This is a genomic window from Clostridium thermobutyricum DSM 4928 (assembly GCF_002050515.1).
In the GTDB taxonomy this organism is placed as follows: Bacteria; Bacillota; Clostridia; order Clostridiales; family Clostridiaceae; genus Clostridium; species Clostridium thermobutyricum.
Map to the genome: position 1 here is coordinate 1 of NZ_LTAY01000039.1, position 25,343 is coordinate 25,343.

Sequence of the window (25,343 nt, forward strand, 5' to 3'; positions counted from 1 at the left end):
TAATTATTTATTTTATAGATAAATTTAACGAAGAAAATTTTAATGAAAGCTTATCAATAATAAAAGAGTTTGGACAAAATTATGATAAAAATTTTTTATTAATATACATTGATAATGAAAATAATCAAAATGATAAAAAGTTCTTAGAAGAATTAGATAATATTTTTCAAGTAAAAAAAATATTTGTAAAAGGAAATTCTTTTAATTTTGATATAGAAGAAGAAAAAAGATTTGAATTTGGGAAAATTTTAACTGAAATTTTTTTGTTAGAAGAGAAAAATGATATATTAGAAAAATTCTCATCATTTTGTATACAGAATATTTATAATGCTTCAATAGAAAATGAAAATTTAAATAATGAAGATATAGTTAAATTTAAATCAGATATAGAAGAAAAATTAATTAAGGATGTTGATTTATTTAATAATAAAGTACAAAAATTAAGTGAAGAATTTAAAATTAGTTCTTTAGATAAGATTAAATTAATAAAAAAAGAAGAAATAAAAGATATTAAGTTTGATAAAAGTCCATTAGGAATTATGGCAAAACAAATGAATAAAACAGAGGAAAAAACATTAAGAGAAAAAGTATTTAAAAAACTTAAAATAAAAAAGGACAGTATTGGAAAAAATAATGAATTAAAGAAAAAATTAATAAATGAGGCCTTTATTCAGAAGCAAAGAATAGAAAAAAGTTTTGAAATGTATAAAATTAAATAAAAATTTAAATAAAATACACAAAATTAACTCTTTGACAATATATTTTTCATGTGGGAAAATAATAGTATTAGTAGAAAAAAGTAGAAGGGGTTAATATGAATAAAAAAATAATTAAAAGGTGTACAATATTTTTACTTATATTTAGTTTTATTTTTTATAATTCATCTATATTAGTAGATGCACTTGAAAATAAAGATAATCAAAGATTCAAAAATATAACAATAAATGATGGGTTATCACAAGGATCTGTATATTGTATATTACAGGATAAAAATGGATATATGTGGTTTGGGACTAATGACGGATTGAATAGATATGATGGATATTCCTTTACTGATTTAAAAGGAAGCGATTCTGAAATGGATAAAATATATCCAGGAATTGTTGGGTCATTAATAGAAGATAATGATGGTTTTATTTGGGCTGGGACAAGCAGTGGATTAAGCAAAATTGATATTAATAGTCTTGAAGTTGAAAGAATAGAGGTAGATAAAAAGAGTAAAGATAAAATTTCAAATAAGCATATATGGGAATTATATAAAGATTCAAAAGGTGACATTTGGATAGGTACTGAAGATGGACTAAATAGATATGATAATGAAAGTGGAGAATTTAAAAAATATTTTAATGATACTGAAGATGAAAATAGCTTAAGTGATAATTTTGTTACTGCAATAACAGAAGATAATTTAGGCAGAATGTGGATAGGTACTAAAAATGGAATGAATATTCTAAATAAAGAAGATGGTACTATAAAAAGAGTTAATAAAGATAATACGAAAGAGTTTAAAAGCAATAATATAGTTAAAGTATATAAAGATTATGGAAATAATATATGGATAGCAACTCAAGATGCTGGAATAGTTAAATATAATTCTGTAGATAAAAAATTTGAAGATGTTAAACAAATAAATAAGGATTTTGGATATGAACAATATGCAATAAATAGTATTTACGAAGATAATGAAAGTAATATATGGTTTGGTAGTAAAGGTGGACTTATAAAGTATTCTAAAATAAATGAAAAAGTAGTTAAATATAAAAATAAATACTATGACCCTGAATCATTAGTTAATAATAGTGTACAAAGTGTCTATAAAGACAGAGAAGGTTTAATTTGGATTGGAACTTACAATGGAATAAGTATATTAAATCCAAAAGAAAAATTTGATTACTATAAGAATGATCCTTTAGATTCTAATTCTATAAGCTCTAATTCTATAGGAGGAATGTTTGAAGATTCAGAAGGAAACTTGTGGATAGGAACAACTAATGATGGGCTAAATAAATTAGATAAAGACACAGGAAAGATTAAACGATATAAAGCAGATCCACATAATGAAAATTCCATTTCAAGTAATACTGTATATGAAATAACAGAAAGTAAAAATTATATTTGGATAGGAACTAAAAATGGACTTAATAGAATGGATAAGTCAACAGGAAATATAAAAAAATACTTTAAAGAAGAAAATGAAAATTCTTTAATTAGTAGTGATATAAAAGCTTTGTATATGTATCAAGATAGATATTTATGGATAGGTACTAGAGATGGATTAGATATATTTGATATAAAGGAAGAAAAATTTATCAATCTAAATAATATATTCATAAATGGAAATACAGGAGAAGTATTTGTACGTAGAATTTTTAAAGATAGCAAAAATAATATTTGGATTGGTATGGGGTGGAATGGTGGCCTTATAAAAATAGATTTAGAAAAAAATGAAACGAAATTTTATAAAAACGAAAAAGATAATTTAAATTCTATAAGCAATAATGCTATAAAAGGAATTGCTGAAGATTTAGATGGACATATATGGATTACAACTTCAGAGGGAATAAATAAAATAGATACTAAAACAGATAAGATAAAGAGATTAAGTGAAAAAGATGGGCTTATAAATAATTATGCTTACGGTATTTTAGTTGATGAAAATAATAATTTATGGATTAGTACAAATGGGGGAATATCAAAATTTGATCAAAGAAAAAATACTTTTTCTAATTATACAGTTTTAGATGGTCTTCAAAGTAATGAGTTTAATGGTACATCAGAAGTTAAAACTAAAGATGGAGAAATGTTTTTTGGAGGAGTAAATGGAATAACTGCTTTTTATCCAAGAAAAATAAAAGATGAATATGTAAATAACACAAAAGTATCAATAGGTGAAGTAAAAGTTTTTAATAATAAAGAAATAAATTTTAGTCAAAACATGAATCTTAAGCATTATGAAAATAGCTTTTCAATAGAATTTTTTATGCCAAGCTATTCAAAATTAGGTTCTTGGAATTATGAATATAAACTAGAAGGATTTGATAAAGAGTGGAGAAGCTCTAATAACAGAAATTTTGCCACCTACACAAATCTTTCTCCAGGAAATTATACATTTAAAGTTCGAGCAAGGTTTGGAATAGAAGAAGTATCAGAAGTAAATTCATTTAACATAAAAATTAATAAACCTTGGTATAAAACTAACTTAGCATACCTAATATATTTTATAATTATAGCATTAATAATTTATTTAATTATAAATAGAGTTAAAATACTTGAAAATTTAGTTAGTGATAGAACAGAAAAATTAAATAATGAATTAATAGAAAAAGAAAAAATATATAAAGAATTACTTAAAATCGAAAAGTTTAGAAATGCATATCTTGTGAATCTTTCACATGAACTTAGGACACCATTAAATGTGATACTTTCTAGTGAGCAATTAATTGATAAGTTAAATAGTGAGGATAAGATAGATAAAAATAATTTATCTAATTATATGAAAATTATAAGAAAAAATTCTAAGGGATTATTGAAAGTAATAAATGATTTAATTGATTCATCTAAAATCAGTTCAGGTATGTATGTTTTGAAATATGAAAAAGTAGATATTGTATATCTTGTAGAAGAAATAGCTTTATCTATGAAGACATATATTGAGGATAATGGATTGGAGCTTATAATAGATCCAGAAATTGAGGAGAAAGAAATTGAATGTTCTGTAGTAGATATAGAGAGATGTATAATAAATTTACTATCAAATGCAGTTAAGTTTACAGAAAAAGGACGTATATATATTTCTATAAAAGAAGAAAATAATAATGTTGAAATAATAATTGAAGATAGTGGTATAGGTATATCTAAAGAGCAACAAAGCTTAATATTTGATAGATTTGCAACATTAGAAACAGGAATATCAAGTAAACATTGTAGTAGTGGAATAGGATTAACTTTAGTTAAGGATATAGTAGAACTTCATAAAGGAAGTATAACTTTACAAAGTGAAGTTGGAGTTGGAAGCAAATTCATTATAAAACTTCCAGTAAAAAAATGCTAAAGTTTACAGAATGTTAATCAAAGCCGAGTTGAATGATAGGAATTAAAGTTATATAATAAAAACAAATAAAAATTACCTAACAATTATTATTTAAAAAGATTAGGAATAGGAGTGAACGATAAGATGAAAGTAATATTTGACGGAGTAGAATTAGAATTAAAGGATAAGGAAGTAGTAGTTGGGCAAGATGCGCCAGACTTTGAAGTTGTAGACAGTGAATTAAGAAAAGTAACTTTAAAAGATACAAAAGGAAAAAGAGTATTCTTAGCAGTACCTTCAGTTGATACACCAGTATGTGATATGGAAATTAGAAGATTTAACAAAGAAGCAGCAAGCTTAGGAGATGTTACTATTTACACAATTTCAGCTGACCTTCCATTTGCACAATCAAGATGGTGTGGAAATGCAGGAGTAGATAAAGTAATAACTTTATCAGATTATAATAGCAGAACTTTCGGTAAAAACTACGGAGTATTTATAGAAGAAGTAGCATTATTATCAAGAGCAGTATTCGTAGTAGATGAAAATAATAAAGTAATTTACGTTGAATATAGTAAAGATGCTTCAGATCATCCAGACTATGATTCAGTATTAGAATTATTAAGAAAATAATAAATTAAAAGAGATGGTAAATAAATTACCATCTTTTTTTATTTATAGTAACAAAATGTGAGAAAAAAAATAAACTATATTAGATAATAATATTTAGGGGTATATAATATGAATGGAATGAATCCTCTTATGTCAATGCTTTTAAATGGCTTAGGAGGAAGAGGAATGAACAATAATCCTCTTTTTAATATGCTATTTAATAATATGAATGGTATGCCAAGAATGAATGGTATGCCAAATCAAAATAATATGCAAAATGGAAATATGAATAATTTTGGTGGGAACCCATTAATAAGCATGCTACTTAATAGTATGGGTGGTATGAATAATGGACAACAAAATATGAATAATTTTCAGAGAAATAACAACAATATGGGAAATAATCAAATGAATAATATGATGAATATGCTTAATAATTTAGGAATTGATCCAAATAATTTAAACAATTTAACTAATGATGATTTAAATCGTGTTATGAGTGCTTTAAATGGAATGAATAATAATGGAATGGGTCCAATGAATAATTATGATAGTGGGCATAGAAGACATAAGCGAAAAAGAAGATAGTATATGAGAGGTTCTATTGCAAAAGCAATAGGGCTTTTTCATTAGTTGATAAATAAATATCTATATGATAAATTTTTCATATAAAAAAGATTAATTTATTCTAGAAATGAGGAACATAATGGATAATAAATATATTTTTGAAAATTACATAAATATAGGAAAAGATTTTAAGATTAAAGGAAATATTTTAAAAGCTTTAAGCTTTTTCAAAAAGGCATATAATACAGAATGGGGAAAAAGAGATATTGAATTAGTAATAGATATGGCTCTTATATATCATCAATTAGAGCAAATGGATTTAGCAAAAGAAATGTATATTAAAGCTATTGGCATAGATAGCAAAGATGAGAGGGCTTTTTATGGATTAGGGACAATATATGATGAAGAAGAAAACTATGAAAAAGCAAAAGAATTTTATAAAAGAGCTATAAGTTTAAAAGAAGATTATGATAATGCGTATTTCTTTTTAGCTAATATATATGATGAAGAAGGAGATAAAGAAAAAGCAATAGAAACTTATAAAAAAGTTATAAAAATTAATAACCAATATCTTTTTGCTTTTGTAAATATAAGTTGTATTTATGAGGAATTAAAAGAATATGAAAAAGCAGAAGAGTACATAGAAAAAGCATTAGAGTTATCAGATACTCAATTTAGAGTTTTATTTAATGCTGGAGTAATAAAAAAAGCTTTAGGAAAAATAGAAGAAAGCAAAATGTATTATAAGAAATCAATAGAAGAAAATAAAAATTTTCCTTATAGTTATTTAAATTTAGGAGTGATTTATAGGGAAAAAAAAGACTATAAAAAAGCTATAGAAATAATAAGTGAAGGAATAAAAAACAATGAAGATGAAGGATTCCTATATTATAATAGAGCATGTTTTTATTCTTTAATAGGTGAATATGAAAAAGCTTTAGATGATGTTATTAAAAGCACAGAGCTTAATGATTTTTTCATAGATTATATGAAAAAAGATAAAGAATTAGATAATATTAGAGATTTAGATAGATATAAAGAAAAGTTTTAAGGAGATATAAAGTATATATCTCCTTTATTAATTTTTAAATTCTCTTGCTAATGTATCAAAAGCCATATTTATAGTTAAATTATTATTCATATCAACAATTTCATTTATTTTATCACTTTTTATCATATCATTTCTTGAAATAAGTTTTTCAGCATTTAAAGTTGTTAATATTACAATATCTCTAAACCTATTAGGATTAAATTTTTCATTTGGTGTTTTAAGTTTCTTATATTCATTAAATAAAAATAAATTATATTTAAGCAATTTTGCAGTTAAAGTTTTTGCACCTTTTTCAGCATTATAAGGAAAGACGAATTTATTAAATATAAATACTATAAGTAAACCTATTATTATAAATGCAATTCTAGATAAAGTTATTTCCTTTAATCCTGTGCTAAGTGATGCAACAGAAATAGAGGCCATAGAAGTAAAAATTGAAAGTTTATAATATTCACTAAACCCATAAGTAAGATAAAGAGATATTATTAATACTATAAAAGCTAAATAAGGGTCCTTAGAAAAATGAAGTAATAAAACAATTATAGTTACTCCAATGATATTTCCCTTTGCTCTATCTTTTCCTTTAGTTAATGTTTCTTCATAATAAGGTTGCATAACAGACATTATTGTTATACCAACCCAAATAAATTTATATATAGATATAATATGTCCTAAAAATATTATTATAGTTAAAGAAATTGAAATCCTAAGAGAAAATCTAACTCTAATAGAATTTAAATTAAAATCTGAAGGGATTAAAACAAAAAGTTTTTCAAGTTCAGATCTATTCCAAGAGGTATAAGGTTTATTTAAATCTTTTAAATTTAAAGTGTTTATATTTTTAATAGAATAAGATAAACATTCTACTATTTCTGATATATCAGGTAAATTTTTATTATTTATATTTGACTTTGCAAACAAGTCTAACTCATTAGTTATTTTGGATATATCTAATTCATTATTTAAAGAATCAAGAATTGAATTAATTTTTTCATGAAGGGAAATTAATGTTTTATCATTAGATAAATCCTTTTCTTTAGAAATAGTATCTATATAAATGTTTAATTTTTCAAGAGATAAATAAATATCAAATTGGATTTTACCTATATTTGTTGTTAGAAAATTTCTATATCTAGTTATATATATCTTATAGCAAAGTGTCCTCATAGTTTTTGAAAAATTCTTATATATTCTATAATCTTTATTTCCGTCTATTATAGTTTTTATATATTCATTAAAAATCTGAAGTGGTTTATATATTGTATGAATTATTATATTTTTTTTAGTTTTTCTAGATGTTATAAATGTTAATCCTATAACTAAAATAATTCCAAATAACATTGATGCTATACGAGTTATATAATCTTCAAAAGATACTGGAGAAAAGCTTGTAAAGACAAATAACATCATAAAAGGTTTATATATTTTAGGATTAAATTTTACAGTAAGAAAATAAGCTATTAAAAAAATAGTTAAAAAATTTATAGGAATACCTATATAGGGATTTATAGAAGCTAAAAAAGAGGCTGTTATAATTGCTGAATCAATTATAATTAATTTAAAAGTTTTGCTTATAGTTTTTACATGAATATCTTCAAAAGATAAAGAGATTGCAGTTAAAGCTATTGGAAAAGCAAGCATACCATTAGTCATACCAAAAAAATAAACTATACTAATCATTGATATAGTAGCGACAGTTCCATACTTAAGCATTTTTTTAACATCTAAATTTGTAAGTGAAATAAGTTTTTTAAACATATCTATAATACTCCTAAAATAAATTATAAAATTAGTATATCTAAATGATAAAAAACTATTCTTTAATAAAGAGTTTGTATAAATAAGAAGAAAAATATATAATATAGGTATATAAAAATATTATTTTTAAAGGAGCATAAAATGAAATCAGTTTACAAAAACCCAAAAGAGTTAGCAACATGTTTAAAGGATTTAGTAGATTTATATTTAGATAATTTAATGTCTGAAGAAAAATTAAAAGTTAGAATATTAAAAATGATTGATGCAAACGGGTCAGCTATATATGATGAAGAAGGACATATGCCAGTTAAACTACATAATATTCTAGGTGATGAAAGAAAAGAAATAATAGATCGTATATATTCTGAAAGATAATATATAAAATAAAAGGATATTTCTATAAAGAGATATCCTTTTTTAATATATTTAATTTAAATTTAGGAGAATGATATGAAGAAAAAAGAAATTGAAGAGAAATATAAATTATTCTTAAAGATAGTTGTATCAGTTGGAAGTTTTGATAATTATAATAGTTTTTTTAATATATATAGTGAATATGAAGATGCCTGTAGAAGAATTTTAGTATTAACTCCATATAAAGAATTAGAAGAAGTTAATGAATTTGATAAAAATAAAAAAATAGATACTCCAATAGAACACGAAGGTAATCTTTGGATTAAAGAGTATAATATTTTAACAAATCCAGAAAAAATAAATTTAGATGAGATAGATATAGAAGAAGAGTTAATTTATAATTTTGTAAAAAAATATAATAATTATTAAAGTTAATATAAATTAATAAAAAGAAATATTTATAAAAAGTAAAAAAAGAGGCGTATGCCTCTTTTTTAGTTATATCCGTTATTTTCAAGCCATTGTAAGAAATTTAATGTACCTTTAAATTCAATATTTAAATTTCCATTAGTAGTACTTAATGATTGAATATTTATATTTTTAAGAACTGAAAAACGAAGTATTATATCACTATTTGCTTTATTGACAGCAATAATTGAATTATCATGCAAATGGTCAAATAACATTTCTTTTGGTATAGATATAAATCCAACCTTTCCACTTTCATAATGGAAAATTCCTTTTCCATCTTCAGCAGAGCATTTAAATGTAAGCTTTGCTTGAACAGGAATATCTTTGTAATTAACATCAGCATAAATATCTATAGTATTATTATTAGCAGCCTGAACACTTAATCCTTTTACATATTCAGAAATTTTAGGATCATCTTTAAATGCAGAAATAAATAAGTCTGTTAATTCTTCATTAGAGAAATTTGTATTAGAAGTAGCTGTTATTCCTGTTAATGATAAAGAGATATTATTAGGAATAAATTTTTTGGCTAAATCTAATTGTGTCATAGTAGATGGTGAATCTAATGGAGTTACTGGAACAGAGGGTTTAAATGAAAACTTGTACACTCCAAAGATTGCTAGAAATAGTATACAAATTATAACTACTAATCCGATTAAAAATTTTTTCATGTGTTCACTTCCTTTAATTGTAAATAGATTGAATAATATTATTATTACATTATTATATCATAAATAAAAAGCTTCTCATATTAAGAGAAGCTTTTTTTGGCAAAGGATTTGGGTTGTATGCCAAATTATTCATACACAATAAGTGTAAATGTTTTCTTATATTTATTATAACAAAAAAGGAAAAAAATTCAATAAAAATAAAAACTTTGTATTATAGGTACAAAGTTTTTATTTAAAACTATATATTTATATTTATATGAGGATACGCTATTTTAATTTGATGCTGCCTTTATTTGGTGTTCTTTAACGTCAATTTTTTTCCAAAGGATAAGTCCATAAACTGCGTTAACTGTAAATTGAATCCACATCATAGCACCAGATAATGCTCCAAGTGAGAAGACAGGTGCTGATACAAGTGAGTGTATATATAAAGCTATTCCAACTGCATCAGAAAGAATCCAAAAATACCAAGTTTCTTTAAATCTTTGAGTTGATACAATAACAGCACATATAGTAATTGTTGCTGTAAATGAATCAATTAAATAAGAAGTATCAGGTTCAATAGTTAAATTGAATAAATATTTTATTATTTCTGGTAAATGATGTACAAATTGAGAGTATAGTCCCCAAACTACAATTACAAAAATAATAACAGCAATCCATTGTTTTAATTTTAAGCTTCTAACTTCAATTGTAGAAGATGATGAATCTTTCTTTTGTGCTTCTAAAGTACTTTTTCTCCATGCATAGAAACCATAACAGTTCATTGGTAACATATATAAAGTGTAAAGAATAACTTCACCATACATATGACGTGAAAGAGAAACAAATATATAAAAACATGTATTAGCAACTCCCCAAGCATAAGCAGCTACTTCAGCACGAGCAGTATAAATTGCTGCAAATAAACCTGTTATAGTTGAAAGTAAACCAGCTATTGTTACTATTGTTAAACTAGTAGCCAGTGACTCTCCTTGAAATACTGGACTTATAAAAAATAAAATGTTTACAACTAAAAAGAAAATTAAGTAAACCTTGTGAAATTTTGAAAACTTTTTAAATGAGTTAATCATAATGCCTCCTAAAAACTAATCATTGGTATTTATAAATTCGAATTTTCAAACTTATTTTATAGTTAAAAATTTAATAATTCAATGTAATAAAAAAGGATAAAAGTCAAAAAAAGGTTAATAGAATATTCTAAATGATTAAATATGAATAAACTAATAATAAAAAATGGACGTAAATATTTACATAACAACAGTTTTCCAAGTAATAAGGTACATTATACAAAAAAAGATAAAAAAATAATGAATATTAAAAATAAATAGATAATAATACATATAAAATTTAAATAAAAAAATAGATTTTAATATAAAAATGAAAGAATGAAAAGGTTTAATTAGTTGAAAAAAATAAATAGAATAGTCTTTAAATAAAATTATATACATTTAATAGTTAATAGAATACACAAAAAATACATTAATATATTATAATATATAATTTTTTGAGATTAAAGAGTATAAAATAATATTAATTAAGTTGCTTAAAACTCTTTTTGAAAACGTTAAACATTAATTAACATATAAATTTATTTATATAAAAAAGTAGCTTTAGGATTAACTTTTATTTTGTTTAAAATACTATAGAATATTTAGTTTTAAAATTTTTTAAAGGATTCTTTTATAAATTATTGATTTTATTAGGGTTATACTTGTATAATAAGACGGTAAATAAAGATTAGACAGTTCGAAAGCCTCCTGTCTATAAATAAAACTAAGGCATTTTAAACTTATGTTTAATTTGTGTGCCTTTATAAAGGAGATAAATTTATGCAAAGATACAGTAAAGTATTAGGAAAAAATAAAAGAGAAATGGTAATGCTAAAAGGCTTTCCTTGTAAATGGGGGAGATGTACTTTTTGTGATTACATAGAGGATAACTCTAAAAATGAAAAAGAAATAATATCTTTTAATAAGGAAGTATTAAAAAATGTAACTGGTGAATTTAAAGTTTTAGATGTAATAAATTCAGGTAGTATTTTTGAATTACCAGATGAAAGTTTAAAAGATATTAGAGAAATTATAATATCAAAAGGAATAGAAAAATTATTTGTTGAATGCCATTGGATATACAAAGAGAGATTAGATGAAATGAGAAAATTTTTTGGTATTGAAATAATTTTTAGATGTGGAGTAGAAACTTTTGATAATGATTTTAGAATGAAATTTTTAAATAAAGGTGCAGGTTTTAAAGAATATACAGAAGTAAATAAATATTTTGACTCTATATGTTTACTTGTAGGTATAAAAGGTCAAACAAAAGAAATGATAGAGAGAGATATTGAAATATTAGAAAATCATTTTAAATTAGGATGTGTGAATGTTTATGTTGAAAACACAACATCACTTAAAAGAGATGAGGAATTAATAAAATGGTTTGCTGAAAAATATGCCTATCTAAAAGATAATGAAAGAATAGAAGTTCTTTTTCATAATACAGATTTAGGTGTAGGGAGCGAAGACTAATATGAGAAAAAATAGTAAAACAGTAGTATTAGCAAAACTTGCAATAGTTTGTGCACTTTATGCAGCAATGACTTTTGCAGTAGCACCTATAGGTTATGGAATATTTCAAATAAGAATTTCAGAAGTGTTAGTTCTTTTAGCATTTTTTGATAAGAGATATGTAATAAGCTTAACTCTTGGATGTTTAATTGCAAATATTATGAGCCCATTTGGGATATCTGATATAATTTTTGGAACTTTAGGAACTTTATTTTCTACATATTTAATAAGCAAGACAAAAAATATGTTTCTTGGAAGCTTTTGGCCAACAATTTTTTGCCTTCCAGTAGTATATTTTTTACACATATTTGCTCACTTACCATTTTGGATAAGTTTAGTTGGCTTTTCATTAGGAGAGTTTATATCTGTAACAGTTGTTGGATATCCTTTATATAAAGCTTTAATAAAAAGAAAAAAATTCTTAGAAATAATAAAGTTATAATATTGATAAGACTTAGGTTGTTAAAACTTAAGTCTTATTTTTATCTAAAATTTTTCAAAATATTAATTATATGTATACAAAAATTCAAAAATACCAAAAATATTTTAATGTATAATAAAAAAACAGCTTTGTTTAAAGTTAAAAAATATTAAAGAGGTTTTAAATATGGATGCTATTAAAATTTATAGTGATATGATTAAAAAAAGAATAGATGAACCAAAAAAATTTAGAAAGATGCTTAAGACAGGATATAATTTAGAATATTTAAGATTAAAGCTTATGGGTGAAAAAGATTTACCTAAATCACTTAATTATCTTTCTGAACTTTGCATGAAGTTTACTCTGGAACCTTTAAAAAACTCAAATAATACTGTTTTTATAAATGTATTTACTCCTGGAGAGTTTTTGCATGCTTTTGATTTACATCCGCAGCTTATAGAAGCATTTTCTTCATATATTTCAGGAACAAGATGTGAAGATGTATTAATAGATGTAGCAGAAAGAAATGGAATATCTGATAGTCTTTGTTCTTATCATAAGACATTTATAGGTGGAGCAATATCGAAAGTAATTGAAAAACCAAGATTTGCAATTACAACATCTACTGCTTGTGATGGAAATATAAATACTTTTAGACTTGTATCAGAACTTTATGGAATAGATAGTTTTGTTATAGATGTTCCATATGAATATTCAGAGGAATCTGTTTCATATGTAGAGAATCAATTGCATGAGATGGTATCTTTTATGGAAGAGCATTTAGGAAGAAAATTAAATGAAGAAAAATTAAAAGAAGTAGTTTTAAGAGAAAATGAATCTTTAAAATGTTATAAAGAATATTTAAGATTATTAGGAGAAAAATATTTCCCAAATAGTTTGACTATCGAAATGTTTAGAGTTTTTGTTACTCATCCTTTTATAGGAAGAGAAGACTCTTTAAAATTTTATAAAATGCTTTTAGATGATATAAAAAATTATCCTTATAAAAAGCCTAAAAAGAAAATTTTATGGGCACATTTACTTCCATTTTATAGTCAATCCTTAAGAGAGTACCTAGATAAAAATGAAGAATATCAACTTTTAATGTCTGATATGAATGGAGACTATTTAGAGGAGATAGATATAAATAATATTTATAGATCTATTGCTAAGAAACTTATATTAAATTCTTATAATGGTCCATATGAAAGAAGAGGAAATAATATATTAAAATTAGCTAAAGAATTAAAAGCTGATGGAGTAGTTAACTTCTGTCATTGGGGCTGTAAACAATCAAGCGGTGGATCATTAATATTAAAGGAAATATTAAATAAAAATAACATTCCTATGCTTAGTATTGATGGAGATGCTGTTGATAGAAGAAATGGTCAAGAAGGTCAAAATAAAACTAGACTTGAAGCTTTCTTTGAAATGTTAGAAAGTAAAGAGGGAGGGGAAAAATAAAATGATAGGATGTATGTGTAAATATAGTCCTTTTGCTATATTTGAAGGTTTTTCAGAAGAAGGAAAAATCATTAATAGTGACATAGATGGATTTGATAAGTCAGAAACTCTTCTTCATCCATCAATGTGTTCTTATAGCAAAGTTCTTTTAGATACTTTAATTGAAAAAGGAATAGAAGAAGTTTTTCTTGTAAATTGTTGTGATTCCATCAGAAGATTAAAAGATACTTTAGAAAAAATGGATGAAATAAAGTTTGTTTATATGATGGACTTACCAAGAAAAAATAGTTGCTGTTCTAAAGATATGCTTAAAAATGAAATAATTAAATTTATAAAAGCTTATGAAGAATATAAAGGTAAAGAATTTAATATAGAAAAGTTCAATAAAGGGTTATATAAATATCTCTCACCAAAAAGAGAAAAAGAAAAAGACTATATTGTTCTTTTAGGAGCTAAGGCTTCATTAGACTTAATACATAAGATAGAAGATAATCTTGATTATCCACTTGTAAATGAAACTTGCTCTAAAGAACATTATATAACTGAAGTTAAAAATTTTAATTCTATAGAAGAGATAGCAGAATGGTATTCAGATCAAATATTGAGTAAAACTCCTTGTATGAGAATGGCTGATACAACTAATAGAAGAACTTTAGTTGAAGATCCTAATTTAAAAGGAATAATATATCATACAGTTAAATTCTGTGACCATTATTCATTTGAATATATGGGATTAAACAAAGGAAATATTCCAATTATAAAGATAGAATCAGATTTAACTAATCAAAGTAATGGACAGATAAAAACTCGTATAGAAGCTTTTAATGAGCAGTTAAATGGAGGACAGTTCAAGATGAAAGAAATAAAAAATAAAGATAAAATATATGCTATGGGAGTAGATAGTGGTTCTACTTCAACAAATGTAATTATTTTAGATAAAGATAAAAATATTTTAAGTAGTGTAATAGTTAGAACAGGAGCTAGAGCTAAGGATTCAGCTTATAAAGCTTTAGATTTAGCATTAAAAGAAGCTAAATTAACTAAAGAAGATATATCTTTAATAGTTGGAACAGGTTATGGTAGATATAATATAGATTTTGTAGATGAAAATATAACAGAAATAACTTGTCATGGAAAAGGAGCACATTTCTTTAATAAAGATGTTAGAACAATAATAGATATTGGAGGACAAGATAGTAAGGCAATATCTATAGATGAAAATGGAAATGTAAAAAGCTTTGTTATGAATGATAAGTGTGCAGCCGGTACTGGTAGATTCTTAGAAATGATAAGTAAAACTCTTGAAATAGAATTAAAAGATATGTCTGTAGAAGGACTTACTTATAATGAAGATATAACTATAACAAGTGTTTGTTCAGTATTTGCTGAATCAGAAGTTGTTTCTTTAATTGCAGATAACAAAGAGAGAAGAGATATAATTCATGGAGTAAATAAATCTATTGCAACAAAAACAGTTGCTCTTGTAGATAGAGTAGGAAGAAATCCAGGATTTATGATGACTGGTGGAGTTGCAAAAAATGCTGGTGTAATAAAAGCAATAGAAGAAAGATTAAATGGAAAATTATTTATAGCAGAAGAACCACAAATTTGCGGAGCTGTAGGTGCAGCTTTAATAGGACTTGAAAAAATATTAGAAACTTTATAATATTTGAATAAAATTATGGAAAGTGATTAAGAATACTGAAAAGAATGGAAAGTAAGTATTCTTAATCACTTTTATTTTAGGAATATATTGGATTATACTATTAATATATAGAAATAATCTTGGAGGATTTTATGGAATTTAATGAAAATCAATTAAAAGTAATAAATGAATTTAATAGAAATATATACTTAACTGCTCCAGCAGGAACGGGAAAAACAATGGTTCTATCAGAAAGAATATGTAAAATGCTAGATAAAGGAATAGACCCTAAAAAAATTTTATGTATAACTTTTACTAATAAAGCTTGTATTGAGCTTAAAGAAAGAATATTAGATAAAACAGAAGGAAGAGGTAAAGATGTTATAGTAAAAACTTTTCACAGTTTTTGCTTATCAATAATAAAAGAATTTGCAAAAAAGAAAACAGATTTTTTCTATGATTTCACAGTTTTTGATCAAAATGATACAAAAGAATTAATAAAAAGAATTAGTGAACCTAGAAATTTAGATCCAATAAGACTTCAGAAATGTATAAATTTCATAAAAGAAATAAGAATAGAAAAAGATATTTTTACAGAAAGTGAAAATAAGGACTTACTTAGAGTTTTGGAAATAATAAAAAATAGTAGAGAAAAGAGAATTAAGCTAAGTGATTTAGTAACTTATAAAGAAGGCTATGAATTTATAAAAGATACAAACTTAGAAAATTTAATTTTAAGTGAGGGAAATGTATTTGTTAGAGTATATAATACTTTGCTAGCTACAAATAGAGGAATTGATTTTAATGATATTTTATCAACTGCAAAAATTATTTTTAGAAATAAAGAAATAGTAGAAGAATATAGAGAAAGATTTAAATATATATGTATAGACGAAATGCAAGATACAGGACTAATTGAATATGGAGTAATAAGAAAAATTTTTGATGGAAATAATGTTTTGTTATGTGGAGATTCTTTTCAAACAATATATTCTTTTAGAGGTTCAAAGCCTTTAGAAATATTAGAGGACTTTAGAAAATTTAATCCAATAGAAATTTCTTTTAATGAAAATTATCGTTCAACTAAAAAAATAAATAATTTAAGTAAAACATTTCTTAAAAATGCTTTTAAAGATAAATTTAATGAAATATATTCAAATGGATTAGAGTCATTTTCAAAAGAAGATGGAGATGATATAAAGATTTTATCTTTTGAAAATCCAAAAGAAGAGTCAAGAGGAATTATAAAAATATGCAAAGAGCTTCAAGAAAAAGGAGCAGATTTGAAAAGTACTTGTATTTTAACTAGAAATAATTATATAAATACTGATATAAGTATGCAAATAAGAGAACTTCAGGAAAAAAGTTTAAATTTTGAATTTTCTCTTGTAGATGATTTTAATTTTTTTAAGAGAGTAGAAGTTAAAGATGTTATAGGATTTTTTAAAGTTATAATAAATGAGCATGATACTGTAAATTTAGAAAGAATATTAAAGAAACTAAATACAAAAGTTTCGAAGGATACAATAAGCTCTATAATGGATAGTAAAACTCATAAAAAACTTAGAATAAAAATAAATGACTATGTAAGTGAATACAGTGAAAAAGGAGAATATTATGCTACATTAATAGAAGAATTTAAAAATTCTAATATAGTTGTATTTGATGTAGAGAGTACTGGGGTTAATGTAACAGAAGATGAAATAATACAAATAGCTGCTATAAAGTTAGATTCTAATGGAAATGAAATAAATAAATTTGAAAGATTTATAAAACCATCTAAAACAGTTGGAAGCTCATATTTTGTCCATAATTTTAGTGATGAATATTTAAAAGAAGTTGGAGAAGAAAAAGAAGTTGTATTTAAAGATTTTTTAGATTATATAGATGGTACAGTAATAGTTGGGCATAATGTAAATTATGATATAAGTATATTTTCAAGTGAGCTTAAAAGAGCTGGAATGAAAAAAATGAATTTAAAAGGAGTTTATGATACTCTTGAAATTTATAGAAGATTTTATTCTCAATTACCAAATCATAAATTGGAATATTTAAGCAAATTTGTAGGAACAAAAACAAAACCTAGTCATAATGCTTTAGATGATATAAGGGCAACGGGAGAAATTCTAACAAAAGCATTAAATGAAAAAATAATTCCTTTTAGTGAAGAAAGAAAAAATATTATAAATAAGGATTTTGATAAATTTAGATATTTTAGAGAAAGTCTAAAAGAGATAAGAAAAAATAGTTATGAACTTAGAAGTTATGAAATGATAGATTATTTATTAGAAAAATTTAATTTTTTTGGTTCATATTCAAATGAAACAAAAGAGATAAAAAAAGAAAACATAAGTAAATTAAGAGAAGTTTTAAAGATAGTAGATGAAAAAGAAAAAAGTCCAAGAGATTCAATTATTGAAAGTATAAATTTAACAGGATTATCAAATGGAGATTTAGAAGAGATTTTAGTAAATAAAAATGGTAATATAAGAATTCCTATTTTAACAATACACCAAGCTAAGGGATTGGAATTTGAAAATATAATATTAAGTGGGTTACAAGAAGGAACATTTCCAAATAAAAAAGGAGATATTGAAGAAGAAAAAAGACTTTTTTATGTTGGTCTTACAAGAGGTAAAAGAAGAATATTTTTAACATACTCTATGAAAAATAAATGGAATAAAAGATTAGATAGAAGTCATTTTATAGATTTATTAAGTGAATAAAATTTGGATATAAAAAGTATGAGATAAAGTTAAAAGAGATATGTATTATAGATATATACATATCTCTTTTCAAATAAAAACATAAATTTCTAATTGTAAACGGTTTTGAATAAAAATGGTATTATAAAAAAATAAAGAATGAGAACTAAATATAAACAAATAAAAAATTTTTTTTAAATCCTATTGAGTAAACAGAAAAAAATATATAAAATCAAATCTAAATGTATGAAGCTTCATAAAATTAAATAACTAAAACTAAATTTAAAAGAAAGTAAGAGTGATTTTAATATGAATTTTTTTAAAGAGTTTTCTCCTTTTCAAAAAGGATTTTTTATATTTTTTTTAATTGCTAGTATAATATCTTTTTTTATACCAGTAATGACAGGGACAGGTACTTGGGCAACAATTTTTGAGTTTTCAAGTATAATAGGAATTATTTCAACAATATCAGGTATATTCACATCTATTTATCAAGCAAAAGCAAGTATTAAATGTTACTTTTGGTGGACTTTAAACACAGTAACATATGCTATAGTTGCTTGGTATGGTCAATTATATGGACAAGTAATACAAAATATAGTTTTTATATTGCCACTTATAGTTATTGGATTCATTGACTGGAGAAGAAATCTTCAAGAAAATCATAGTGAAGAAATTGAAATAAAAAGATTTAAAACAAAACATTGGGTAATAACAGTAATAGCAGTGCTAATAGGCTGGGTTTTATATGCATGGTTCTTAAAATCATTACCATATCTTTTAGAACATGGATTTAATTTAACATTATCTCCAGATAAAGAATATATATTAGATTCATTAACAACTGTTTTTACAATATTTGCAGTATTTTTAACTTCAAGAAGATATATGGAACAATGGTATTTCTGGATATTATCAAATTTAGGTATTGTTTTATTTATTGAATCAATGATAAAAAATGGATTTACAGTAAGTGATTTTTCAGGAGCTTTAGTATGGCTACAATATGGAATAATTGCATTTTACGGATTTTATAATTGGAATAAACTTTATAAAAATCATAAAAAATAAAAAAACCGCATTAAGCGGTTTTTTTATTTTTCAAAAGATATTTTTTCACCCTTTATATTATATAGAGAAATTAGTCTTGTATTTTGTTGCTCTGCTACAGTTGCATGCATTCTGTTTCCAATTGCAGGGTTTACCTTTTGTACATAGATAAGACCATCTGGAGTAACAGAAATATTTAAAATATCAACAGGATTAAATGAAATAAGAACACGACCATCTGGTTTTAACAGATCATATCTTTTTTCAGATTTACATAAAAATAATCCATTTTCAAATTTAATACTATTATAACCATTTTGGCTAATTATGCCTTTACCTTCTTCATAAAGATACATAGAATTTACAAATTTAGATTTGGAAACATTTTTATATGCTCCAAAATATCCATCAGGAGTTAAAGTTCCTTTTGATAAAGGCATTAAATATAAATTTACAGATATAGTTTTCTTTGTATTTAAATTATAAAGAAAATCTTTATTATCTGTTGTTTGATAAAATACAGTTTGATTAGATATAGTTTGTACAACTCCAGGAACATCAGCAATTACTTCTCCATTAGAATTCATAATATATGATTTGTTATCTAAATATCCAACATAGTAATTTCCATTTTGGAAGCTTTCTATTGCATAAGCATTTCCAGGAATAATAGTGTACTTAGGTTTGATTAAGAAATTACCACTTTTATCAATAAGCCCATATACACCATTTTGTTGTACTATAGCATAATTATCAGTAAATGCATAACCAGATTGAAATTCAAAAGGAATAATAGTACTTCCTCTGCTGTCTATATATCCATATAGAGAAACACCATTATAAACTTTACAAGCTAAAAATGGAGATGTTTTTGCTTCTTTTTGTATATAAGTATATTTAAAAGATGATATAAAATTTCTATTTTCTAAATTATATAGTGCATAATTTCCATTATTATTACCTACAGCAAATATATTTCCATAAACCCCATGTATATTATTGTAAGTAGGCTCTAAAACTACATTTCCATTAAAATCTAGTAATCCATATAGTCCTTTTTTATTAGTAACAACTATACCATTATCTTCAATAGTAACAGAAGAATAATCTTTAGATGATACTAAAATTTTTCCGTTTTTGTTTGCAATAGATTCATTACTTAAAGGATTTAGAATTAAAAAATCATTTTTAAATGATAATGTATTATATTTCATTGGAATTATAGTTTGGTTTTCAAAATTTATAACACCTACAAAGTTATTAGTATTATTAGACACTTCTAATAACTTATCTTTTAAACTAAGAACAGAAACATTTACATAATTAGAAGGAACTCTATCTAATATTTTTCCTTCATCAGTCATTATATCTGTTTCATTACTTTCTGTAGTACCTATAAAATAATATTCCCCATCAAGTTGTTTAGAGAATAATGTTTTATATTTAGGTTCAATTATAACTTTTCTTTTTGTATCAACAGCTCCATATAGATGATTAGTGCTGCTTTGGAAAACAAGAGGAGTTAGAGGTTCCACTTCTTTTTTAGTTTTTTTTGGTCCACCAATAAAAATAATAATAATACAAGCTAATATTATAATTAAAGGAGGTAATATCTTTTTAATTAGTTTTGGCATAAACTAACCTCCTAAACAAATATACTAAGTAATTAAAATTATAAAGGTTAAAGTATATGGAAATGTTAAAAAAAATAGTCGAAAACATAAATAAATTGTTAATAAATGAAAACTATTATTAAGTGAAGACTATATAAATTGTATTTATAAAATTTATTAATAAAAAAGTGTTAATATATATTAAAAAGAAAATCTATATATTGACTAGATAATTGAGTAAATCTATAATGAGTACTAGTAAGTTTGTAGTTAGTACCTATTAGTACTGGAGGAGTGTTATGGAAAAAAAGATAGAGATTATAGATAAAAAAAGAGAAATATTAAACGTTTCAATTGCTCTTTTTTCTAATAGAGGATATGATAAAACATCAGTTAAAGATATAGCAGATAAATGCAGCATGTCAAAAGCAACTATATATAAATATTTTGAATCAAAAGAAGAAATATTAATTAGTGTAATAAAACATTTTAATTCTATAATGATTGATTTAATTCAAAGCGTTGATTTAAATAAAAATTTAACTGAAAAAGAAAAGTTTGAAGAAAAGATATATTTATTACTTAAACATTTTTTTAGTAGAAGAGATTTAACAATAATTCTTACAAGAAATGAAGTTATAAGAAAAGATAAAAAGGTTGAACAACTTATAATAGAAAATAAAATTTTAATATTTAATTGGATTAAAGGAATGATTATTGAATGCTATGGAGAAGAAATAAGAGATAACATAGTAGATGTGAGTATATGGCTTACTGGAATATTAAGAGAGATGTCATTTTTATTTATAGCTAAAGATTATGTTATAGGCGATTTTAAAGAAATAGCAAAATTTATAGTTAGAAATATGAATTCTATAGTATCAGCTAATTTAGGCTACAAACCAATAATTAAATCTAACTTAATGGAAAAATTATTAATTGATAGACCTGTTGTTGAAGATAAAGAAACATTGTTTAGAAAATGGAATTGTAGAATAGAAGCTATAAGGAATATAATAAAAAATGATCTTACAGTAGGAAATAAAGAAGATGTATATGAAATTCTAGATATTTTATTAAAAGAAATAAAGAAAGAAAAAACAAATGATTTATTAATAAAAGGACTTCTTGCAGAGCTTGCAAAGATTGATAAAATAGATGAGAATATAAATTATTTAAAATATATTTGGGCTGTAATACAGAAATAAAATATAATTTTTTAATAAAAAATATAGCGAACTAAGTTTCACTATTTGTTTAATTTATTAGTATAATTAAATACTATTCCCTATATTATTTAATTCAATTAATTAAGGGGTTAATATAATGAATGATGTCTTAAAGAATATTTCTATAACAACTATATAAAAATAGAGTTTGGCATTTGTACTCATCTAGGACATAATAATTTATAAGGGGGATTAAGATGGAGAATTTATTAAAAACTATTTTACCACTACTAGCAATCTTTTTAGGGTTACTCGCTATTTTTAAATACTATATCAATAAGCTGGAAAATAAAATATCTATATTAGAAGATAAAATTGAAAAATTATAAAAAAAATAAATTAAATAACCTTAAATTTTTATTAACCATCAAAATATTATTAGATATTTTGATGGTTTTTTACCATTTAAGTCTCTCGTTTAACATAAAACATACTTTAATACATGATATTATAATGTATTTTTTAGTTGCTTATAATAATTTCTAAAATAATAAAATATTTAAATTGAATTACGTACCTGGGTCTTTTATTAAATTAAAAAAAATTAAATTTATGATTCCCGACAGACAAAATTTGAAAAAATATAGTAAAATAGAAAGTGTATTTTAAGGAAGGGGGCTAATTATGACTTATGAATTTAAAATACCAAAAGATATAGGACAATTTGATGTGAAAATTATTGAAGATGAATATTTTGACATTCCTAAAAATATAGAGAATATAAAAGAGATATTGGAGAAAAATAAAATTGATATTATTAAAGAAGATGTTGGGGATATAGATAGTGATGAAAATCTTTTCTTTAATAAAATGAGTTTTATAGTTACAATGATAGCAGTTTGTCCACCAGTAGGATTAGTTCTTATGTATGCTTATGGGAAAAATACTGTTAAAAATAAAATTATAGTGACTATTTTAATTCTAATAATAGATATAATTATATTGTGTCTAATTGTCTATTTTCTTAGAAAATTTATAAATTAAAAGGATTAAAAAATATGTTAAAAAATGATAAAGAGGATATTATGAATACAGAAACTAATTTTAATAGTTATGGGCATGGAGCTAAAGTACCAGTTGACCTAGATAAAGATATAAAAAAATTAGAAAGATATTTAGGTGTAGATACAAAGGCTAGTAGAATACCAACATATTTTGCTTTTGGAGGATTAGGATTAATATTTTTTGGAATGCTATTTCAAATTTTTATAGTAATAGGTATAATCTTAGAGTTAATAGGACTTTTCTTTGCAATTAAAAAAGAATACTCTATTGCTTATAAATGGAACAGATCAATAGTTATGTATTTAAAAAATGGTTTTAAGGAAAGTAATGACTATCTAGAAAGACTTCCAAATGAGGAAAAAGAAAAAGAATCATATAAGAAAATGAAAAAGTTATTGTTAGAAAAAGAAGAATTTATGTAAAAAGAGAGGACTAAAGTCCTCTCTTTTTAATAATCAGAAAATTCGATTTCTCTTAAATCATTTAATCTAGAATTTTTAGAGGCCACTTTAAAGTGGTCATGATTATTAAGTGTTGGAAGTTGGACAATAACTGTAGTGCCTACATTTACAGTACTTTTAATATTTATACTACCTCCATGTTGTTTTATAATTGATTTACAAAGAGATAATCCAATTCCACTTCCTTCATTTTTATTTAGAGATGAGTTATTGGCTTGTACAAATCTATCAAAAATTGTTTTTTGATTTTCTTGAGAAATACCACAACCTGTATCTTTTACAGATATAGTTAATGCACAAGCACTTAATTTATCAATAAAGACTGTTACTTTTCCTCCGGCAGGAGTAAATTTTAAAGCATTAGAAAGTAAATTTAAGCAAACTCTTTCTATTTTATCGCTATCTACAAAAGTATAAATTTCTTCATAATTAGTATCAAATATAAGTTCAATATTTTTCTTTTCAGCATATGCAACTGTTGAAATAGTTACATCTTCTACTATTTCAACAATATTATATTTCTTTTTATCAAGAGTAAAGTAGCCAGCATCTATACGAGTAGTATCTATAATATTATTGATTAATTTTAATAATCTAAAAGAATTCTTTTTTAAATATTTAAATTTTTCTAAACTGTTTTCAGTTTTGAATTGAATTTCCCCATTTTTTATATATACTTCAAATAAGCTAATGGTACTAATAATTATGTTAAGAGGAGTTCTAAGTTCATGAGATATGTTAGCAATAAAATTAGTTTTTAATGAATCAATTTTAATTTGAGAATTATATAATTTTTTAAATATTATATTGTTAGAAATTAGATAGATAAAAATTACAATAAATAATAGAATTATATATTTAAAAACTTTAATTTTTTTATCTGAAAAAAGGCTAACATTGTTTTTTAAATCATAAGTTTCTACAGAATATTTATCATCTACTTTTAATTTATGATTTAACTCTGTATTTATAAAAAAATCACAAGTTTTAGATAATGATTTTAAATTAATATCATTTATAATTCCTGCGTCATAAAGTATATCATTAGCAATTGCATTTCCTATATAAATACCACTATATCCAAAGGCACCTACATTAAATCGAGTTCCATATTCTTTAAAACCGCCATAAATAGGATTATCTGTAACACGAGCTATTTCTTCCATTGTACCCAAAGGAGTTAGTTCCGAAATAATTCCTTCTGTACTTAAGGGTTTATATAAATTTGAGAAAACAACAGTTAGAGAATCTTTTTCTTTAAGTTTATTTACTACTTTTGATCCAATATCACTATAAATAATATTAAAATTAATATTAGGATTATTAATCATATAATCTTCTATGTAAGAAAAAAATTTTGATTTAGTAAATAACTTACTTACAATAAAATTAACTGTTGAAGCATTATGTGAGTCAATAATTAGGTCCATTTTTTCATTAAATTCAAAGTCTAGGAAAAATGGTGATACATTTTTAGGATATTCATAATCATTTTTTCCAATTTCAAAAGCAATAATTTTATAATTATTTAAGTATGAATCTGAAAAATTTCTGATTAATTTGTTAGAATCCTCATATAAAGAAATTATACCTAAAATATTATTTTCATCTGCTAGTTTTTTTATACGTATTATTTCATTTTTATCATTTGGATCAGTAACCATATAAG

The 25,343-nt window shown here is 23.6% G+C and carries 22 protein-coding genes; 17 read left to right on the forward strand and 5 right to left on the reverse strand.

What is annotated here, in order from left to right:
- From CLTHE_RS16710 to CLTHE_RS08335, 5 genes are all read left to right on the forward strand, one after another.
- The coding region (locus CLTHE_RS16710; protein WP_158082690.1) for a hypothetical protein at window positions 1-719 on the forward strand (719 nt) is incomplete at its 5' end.
- A gap of 95 nt (window positions 720-814) precedes the next feature.
- A complete protein-coding gene (locus CLTHE_RS08320; RefSeq protein WP_080022846.1) occupies window positions 815-4,051 on the forward strand; it encodes a ligand-binding sensor domain-containing protein in 3,237 nt (1,078 codons plus the stop codon).
- A 123-nt stretch (window positions 4,052-4,174) separates the two neighbouring features.
- Window positions 4,175-4,663: a thiol peroxidase gene (gene tpx, locus CLTHE_RS08325; protein WP_002597318.1), complete on the forward strand. Its 489-nt coding sequence runs from the start codon at window positions 4,175-4,177 to the stop codon at window positions 4,661-4,663.
- Window positions 4,664-4,771: 108 nt separating this feature from the next.
- On the forward strand, window positions 4,772-5,230 hold the full coding sequence (locus CLTHE_RS08330) for a hypothetical protein (RefSeq protein WP_080022847.1): 459 nt from the start codon (window positions 4,772-4,774) through the stop codon (window positions 5,228-5,230).
- 118 nt (window positions 5,231-5,348) lie between these two features.
- Entirely contained in the window at window positions 5,349-6,260 is a 912-nt protein-coding gene (locus CLTHE_RS08335; protein ID WP_080022848.1) for a tetratricopeptide repeat protein, read from the forward strand.
- 27 nt (window positions 6,261-6,287) lie between these two features.
- Here the strand turns inward: CLTHE_RS08335 and CLTHE_RS08340 are convergent, their stop codons facing one another.
- Entirely contained in the window at window positions 6,288-8,018 is a 1,731-nt protein-coding gene (locus CLTHE_RS08340) for an FUSC family protein (RefSeq protein WP_080022849.1), read from the reverse strand.
- 141 nt (window positions 8,019-8,159) lie between these two features.
- Between CLTHE_RS08340 and CLTHE_RS08345 the strand changes: the two genes are divergently transcribed.
- Entirely contained in the window at window positions 8,160-8,393 is a 234-nt protein-coding gene (locus CLTHE_RS08345) for a TIGR04540 family protein (RefSeq protein ID WP_002597322.1), read from the forward strand.
- Between the two features lie 75 nt (window positions 8,394-8,468).
- On the forward strand, window positions 8,469-8,801 hold the full coding sequence (locus CLTHE_RS08350; RefSeq protein ID WP_080022850.1) for a hypothetical protein: 333 nt from the start codon (window positions 8,469-8,471) through the stop codon (window positions 8,799-8,801).
- Window positions 8,802-8,866: 65 nt separating this feature from the next.
- On the opposite strand, the gene CLTHE_RS08355 is transcribed toward CLTHE_RS08350, so the two are convergent.
- Both CLTHE_RS08355 and pnuC (CLTHE_RS08360) read right to left on the reverse strand, forming a co-directional pair.
- Entirely contained in the window at window positions 8,867-9,514 is a 648-nt protein-coding gene (locus tag CLTHE_RS08355; RefSeq protein WP_080022851.1) for a hypothetical protein, read from the reverse strand.
- Window positions 9,515-9,786: 272 nt separating this feature from the next.
- The gene (gene pnuC / locus CLTHE_RS08360; RefSeq protein WP_080022852.1) at window positions 9,787-10,587 is read right to left on the reverse strand and encodes a nicotinamide riboside transporter PnuC; all 801 of its coding nucleotides are present in this window, start codon (window positions 10,585-10,587) and stop codon (window positions 9,787-9,789) included.
- 759 nt (window positions 10,588-11,346) lie between these two features.
- On the opposite strand from pnuC (CLTHE_RS08360), the gene CLTHE_RS08365 reads away from it, so the two are divergent.
- From CLTHE_RS08365 to pnuC (CLTHE_RS08390), 6 genes are all read left to right on the forward strand, one after another.
- Entirely contained in the window at window positions 11,347-12,042 is a 696-nt protein-coding gene (locus tag CLTHE_RS08365) for a radical SAM protein (protein WP_080022853.1), read from the forward strand.
- A 1-nt stretch (window position 12,043) separates the two neighbouring features.
- Window positions 12,044-12,523 (forward strand): QueT transporter family protein, encoded by a 480-nt coding sequence (locus tag CLTHE_RS08370; RefSeq protein ID WP_080022854.1) that lies wholly within the window; start codon window positions 12,044-12,046, stop codon window positions 12,521-12,523.
- A 165-nt stretch (window positions 12,524-12,688) separates the two neighbouring features.
- Window positions 12,689-13,966: a 2-hydroxyacyl-CoA dehydratase subunit D gene (locus CLTHE_RS08375; protein ID WP_080022855.1), complete on the forward strand. Its 1,278-nt coding sequence runs from the start codon at window positions 12,689-12,691 to the stop codon at window positions 13,964-13,966.
- Between the two features lies 1 nt (window position 13,967).
- Window positions 13,968-15,632: an acyl-CoA dehydratase activase gene (locus CLTHE_RS08380; protein WP_080022856.1), complete on the forward strand. Its 1,665-nt coding sequence runs from the start codon at window positions 13,968-13,970 to the stop codon at window positions 15,630-15,632.
- A gap of 131 nt (window positions 15,633-15,763) precedes the next feature.
- Complete coding sequence (locus tag CLTHE_RS08385; RefSeq protein ID WP_080022857.1) at window positions 15,764-18,337, forward strand: 3'-5' exonuclease; 2,574 nt, start codon at window positions 15,764-15,766, stop codon at window positions 18,335-18,337.
- A gap of 288 nt (window positions 18,338-18,625) precedes the next feature.
- On the forward strand, window positions 18,626-19,387 hold the full coding sequence (gene pnuC, locus CLTHE_RS08390; RefSeq protein WP_080022858.1) for a nicotinamide riboside transporter PnuC: 762 nt from the start codon (window positions 18,626-18,628) through the stop codon (window positions 19,385-19,387).
- A 23-nt stretch (window positions 19,388-19,410) separates the two neighbouring features.
- On the opposite strand, the gene CLTHE_RS08395 is transcribed toward pnuC (CLTHE_RS08390), so the two are convergent.
- Window positions 19,411-21,000 (reverse strand): WG repeat-containing protein, encoded by a 1,590-nt coding sequence (locus CLTHE_RS08395; RefSeq protein ID WP_080022859.1) that lies wholly within the window; start codon window positions 20,998-21,000, stop codon window positions 19,411-19,413.
- 278 nt (window positions 21,001-21,278) lie between these two features.
- Here CLTHE_RS08395 and CLTHE_RS08400 point away from each other — a divergent pair, with 278 nt between their 5' ends.
- The 4 genes from CLTHE_RS08400 to CLTHE_RS08410 all read left to right on the forward strand — a co-directional run bounded on the left by CLTHE_RS08400 (window position 21,279) and on the right by CLTHE_RS08410 (window position 23,635).
- Window positions 21,279-22,187 (forward strand): TetR/AcrR family transcriptional regulator, encoded by a 909-nt coding sequence (locus CLTHE_RS08400; RefSeq protein WP_002597333.1) that lies wholly within the window; start codon window positions 21,279-21,281, stop codon window positions 22,185-22,187.
- A gap of 218 nt (window positions 22,188-22,405) precedes the next feature.
- Complete coding sequence (locus tag CLTHE_RS17130; RefSeq protein ID WP_278320293.1) at window positions 22,406-22,537, forward strand: hypothetical protein; 132 nt, start codon at window positions 22,406-22,408, stop codon at window positions 22,535-22,537.
- A 295-nt stretch (window positions 22,538-22,832) separates the two neighbouring features.
- The gene (locus CLTHE_RS08405; protein ID WP_080022860.1) at window positions 22,833-23,192 is read left to right on the forward strand and encodes a hypothetical protein; all 360 of its coding nucleotides are present in this window, start codon (window positions 22,833-22,835) and stop codon (window positions 23,190-23,192) included.
- A gap of 41 nt (window positions 23,193-23,233) precedes the next feature.
- Window positions 23,234-23,635, forward strand: a complete 402-nt coding sequence (locus tag CLTHE_RS08410; RefSeq protein ID WP_143324043.1) for a hypothetical protein — start codon at window positions 23,234-23,236, stop codon at window positions 23,633-23,635.
- Between the two features lie 26 nt (window positions 23,636-23,661).
- On the opposite strand, the gene CLTHE_RS08415 is transcribed toward CLTHE_RS08410, so the two are convergent.
- On the reverse strand, window positions 23,662-25,343 hold a 1,682-nt coding region (locus CLTHE_RS08415; protein ID WP_143324044.1), incomplete at its 5' end, for a sensor histidine kinase.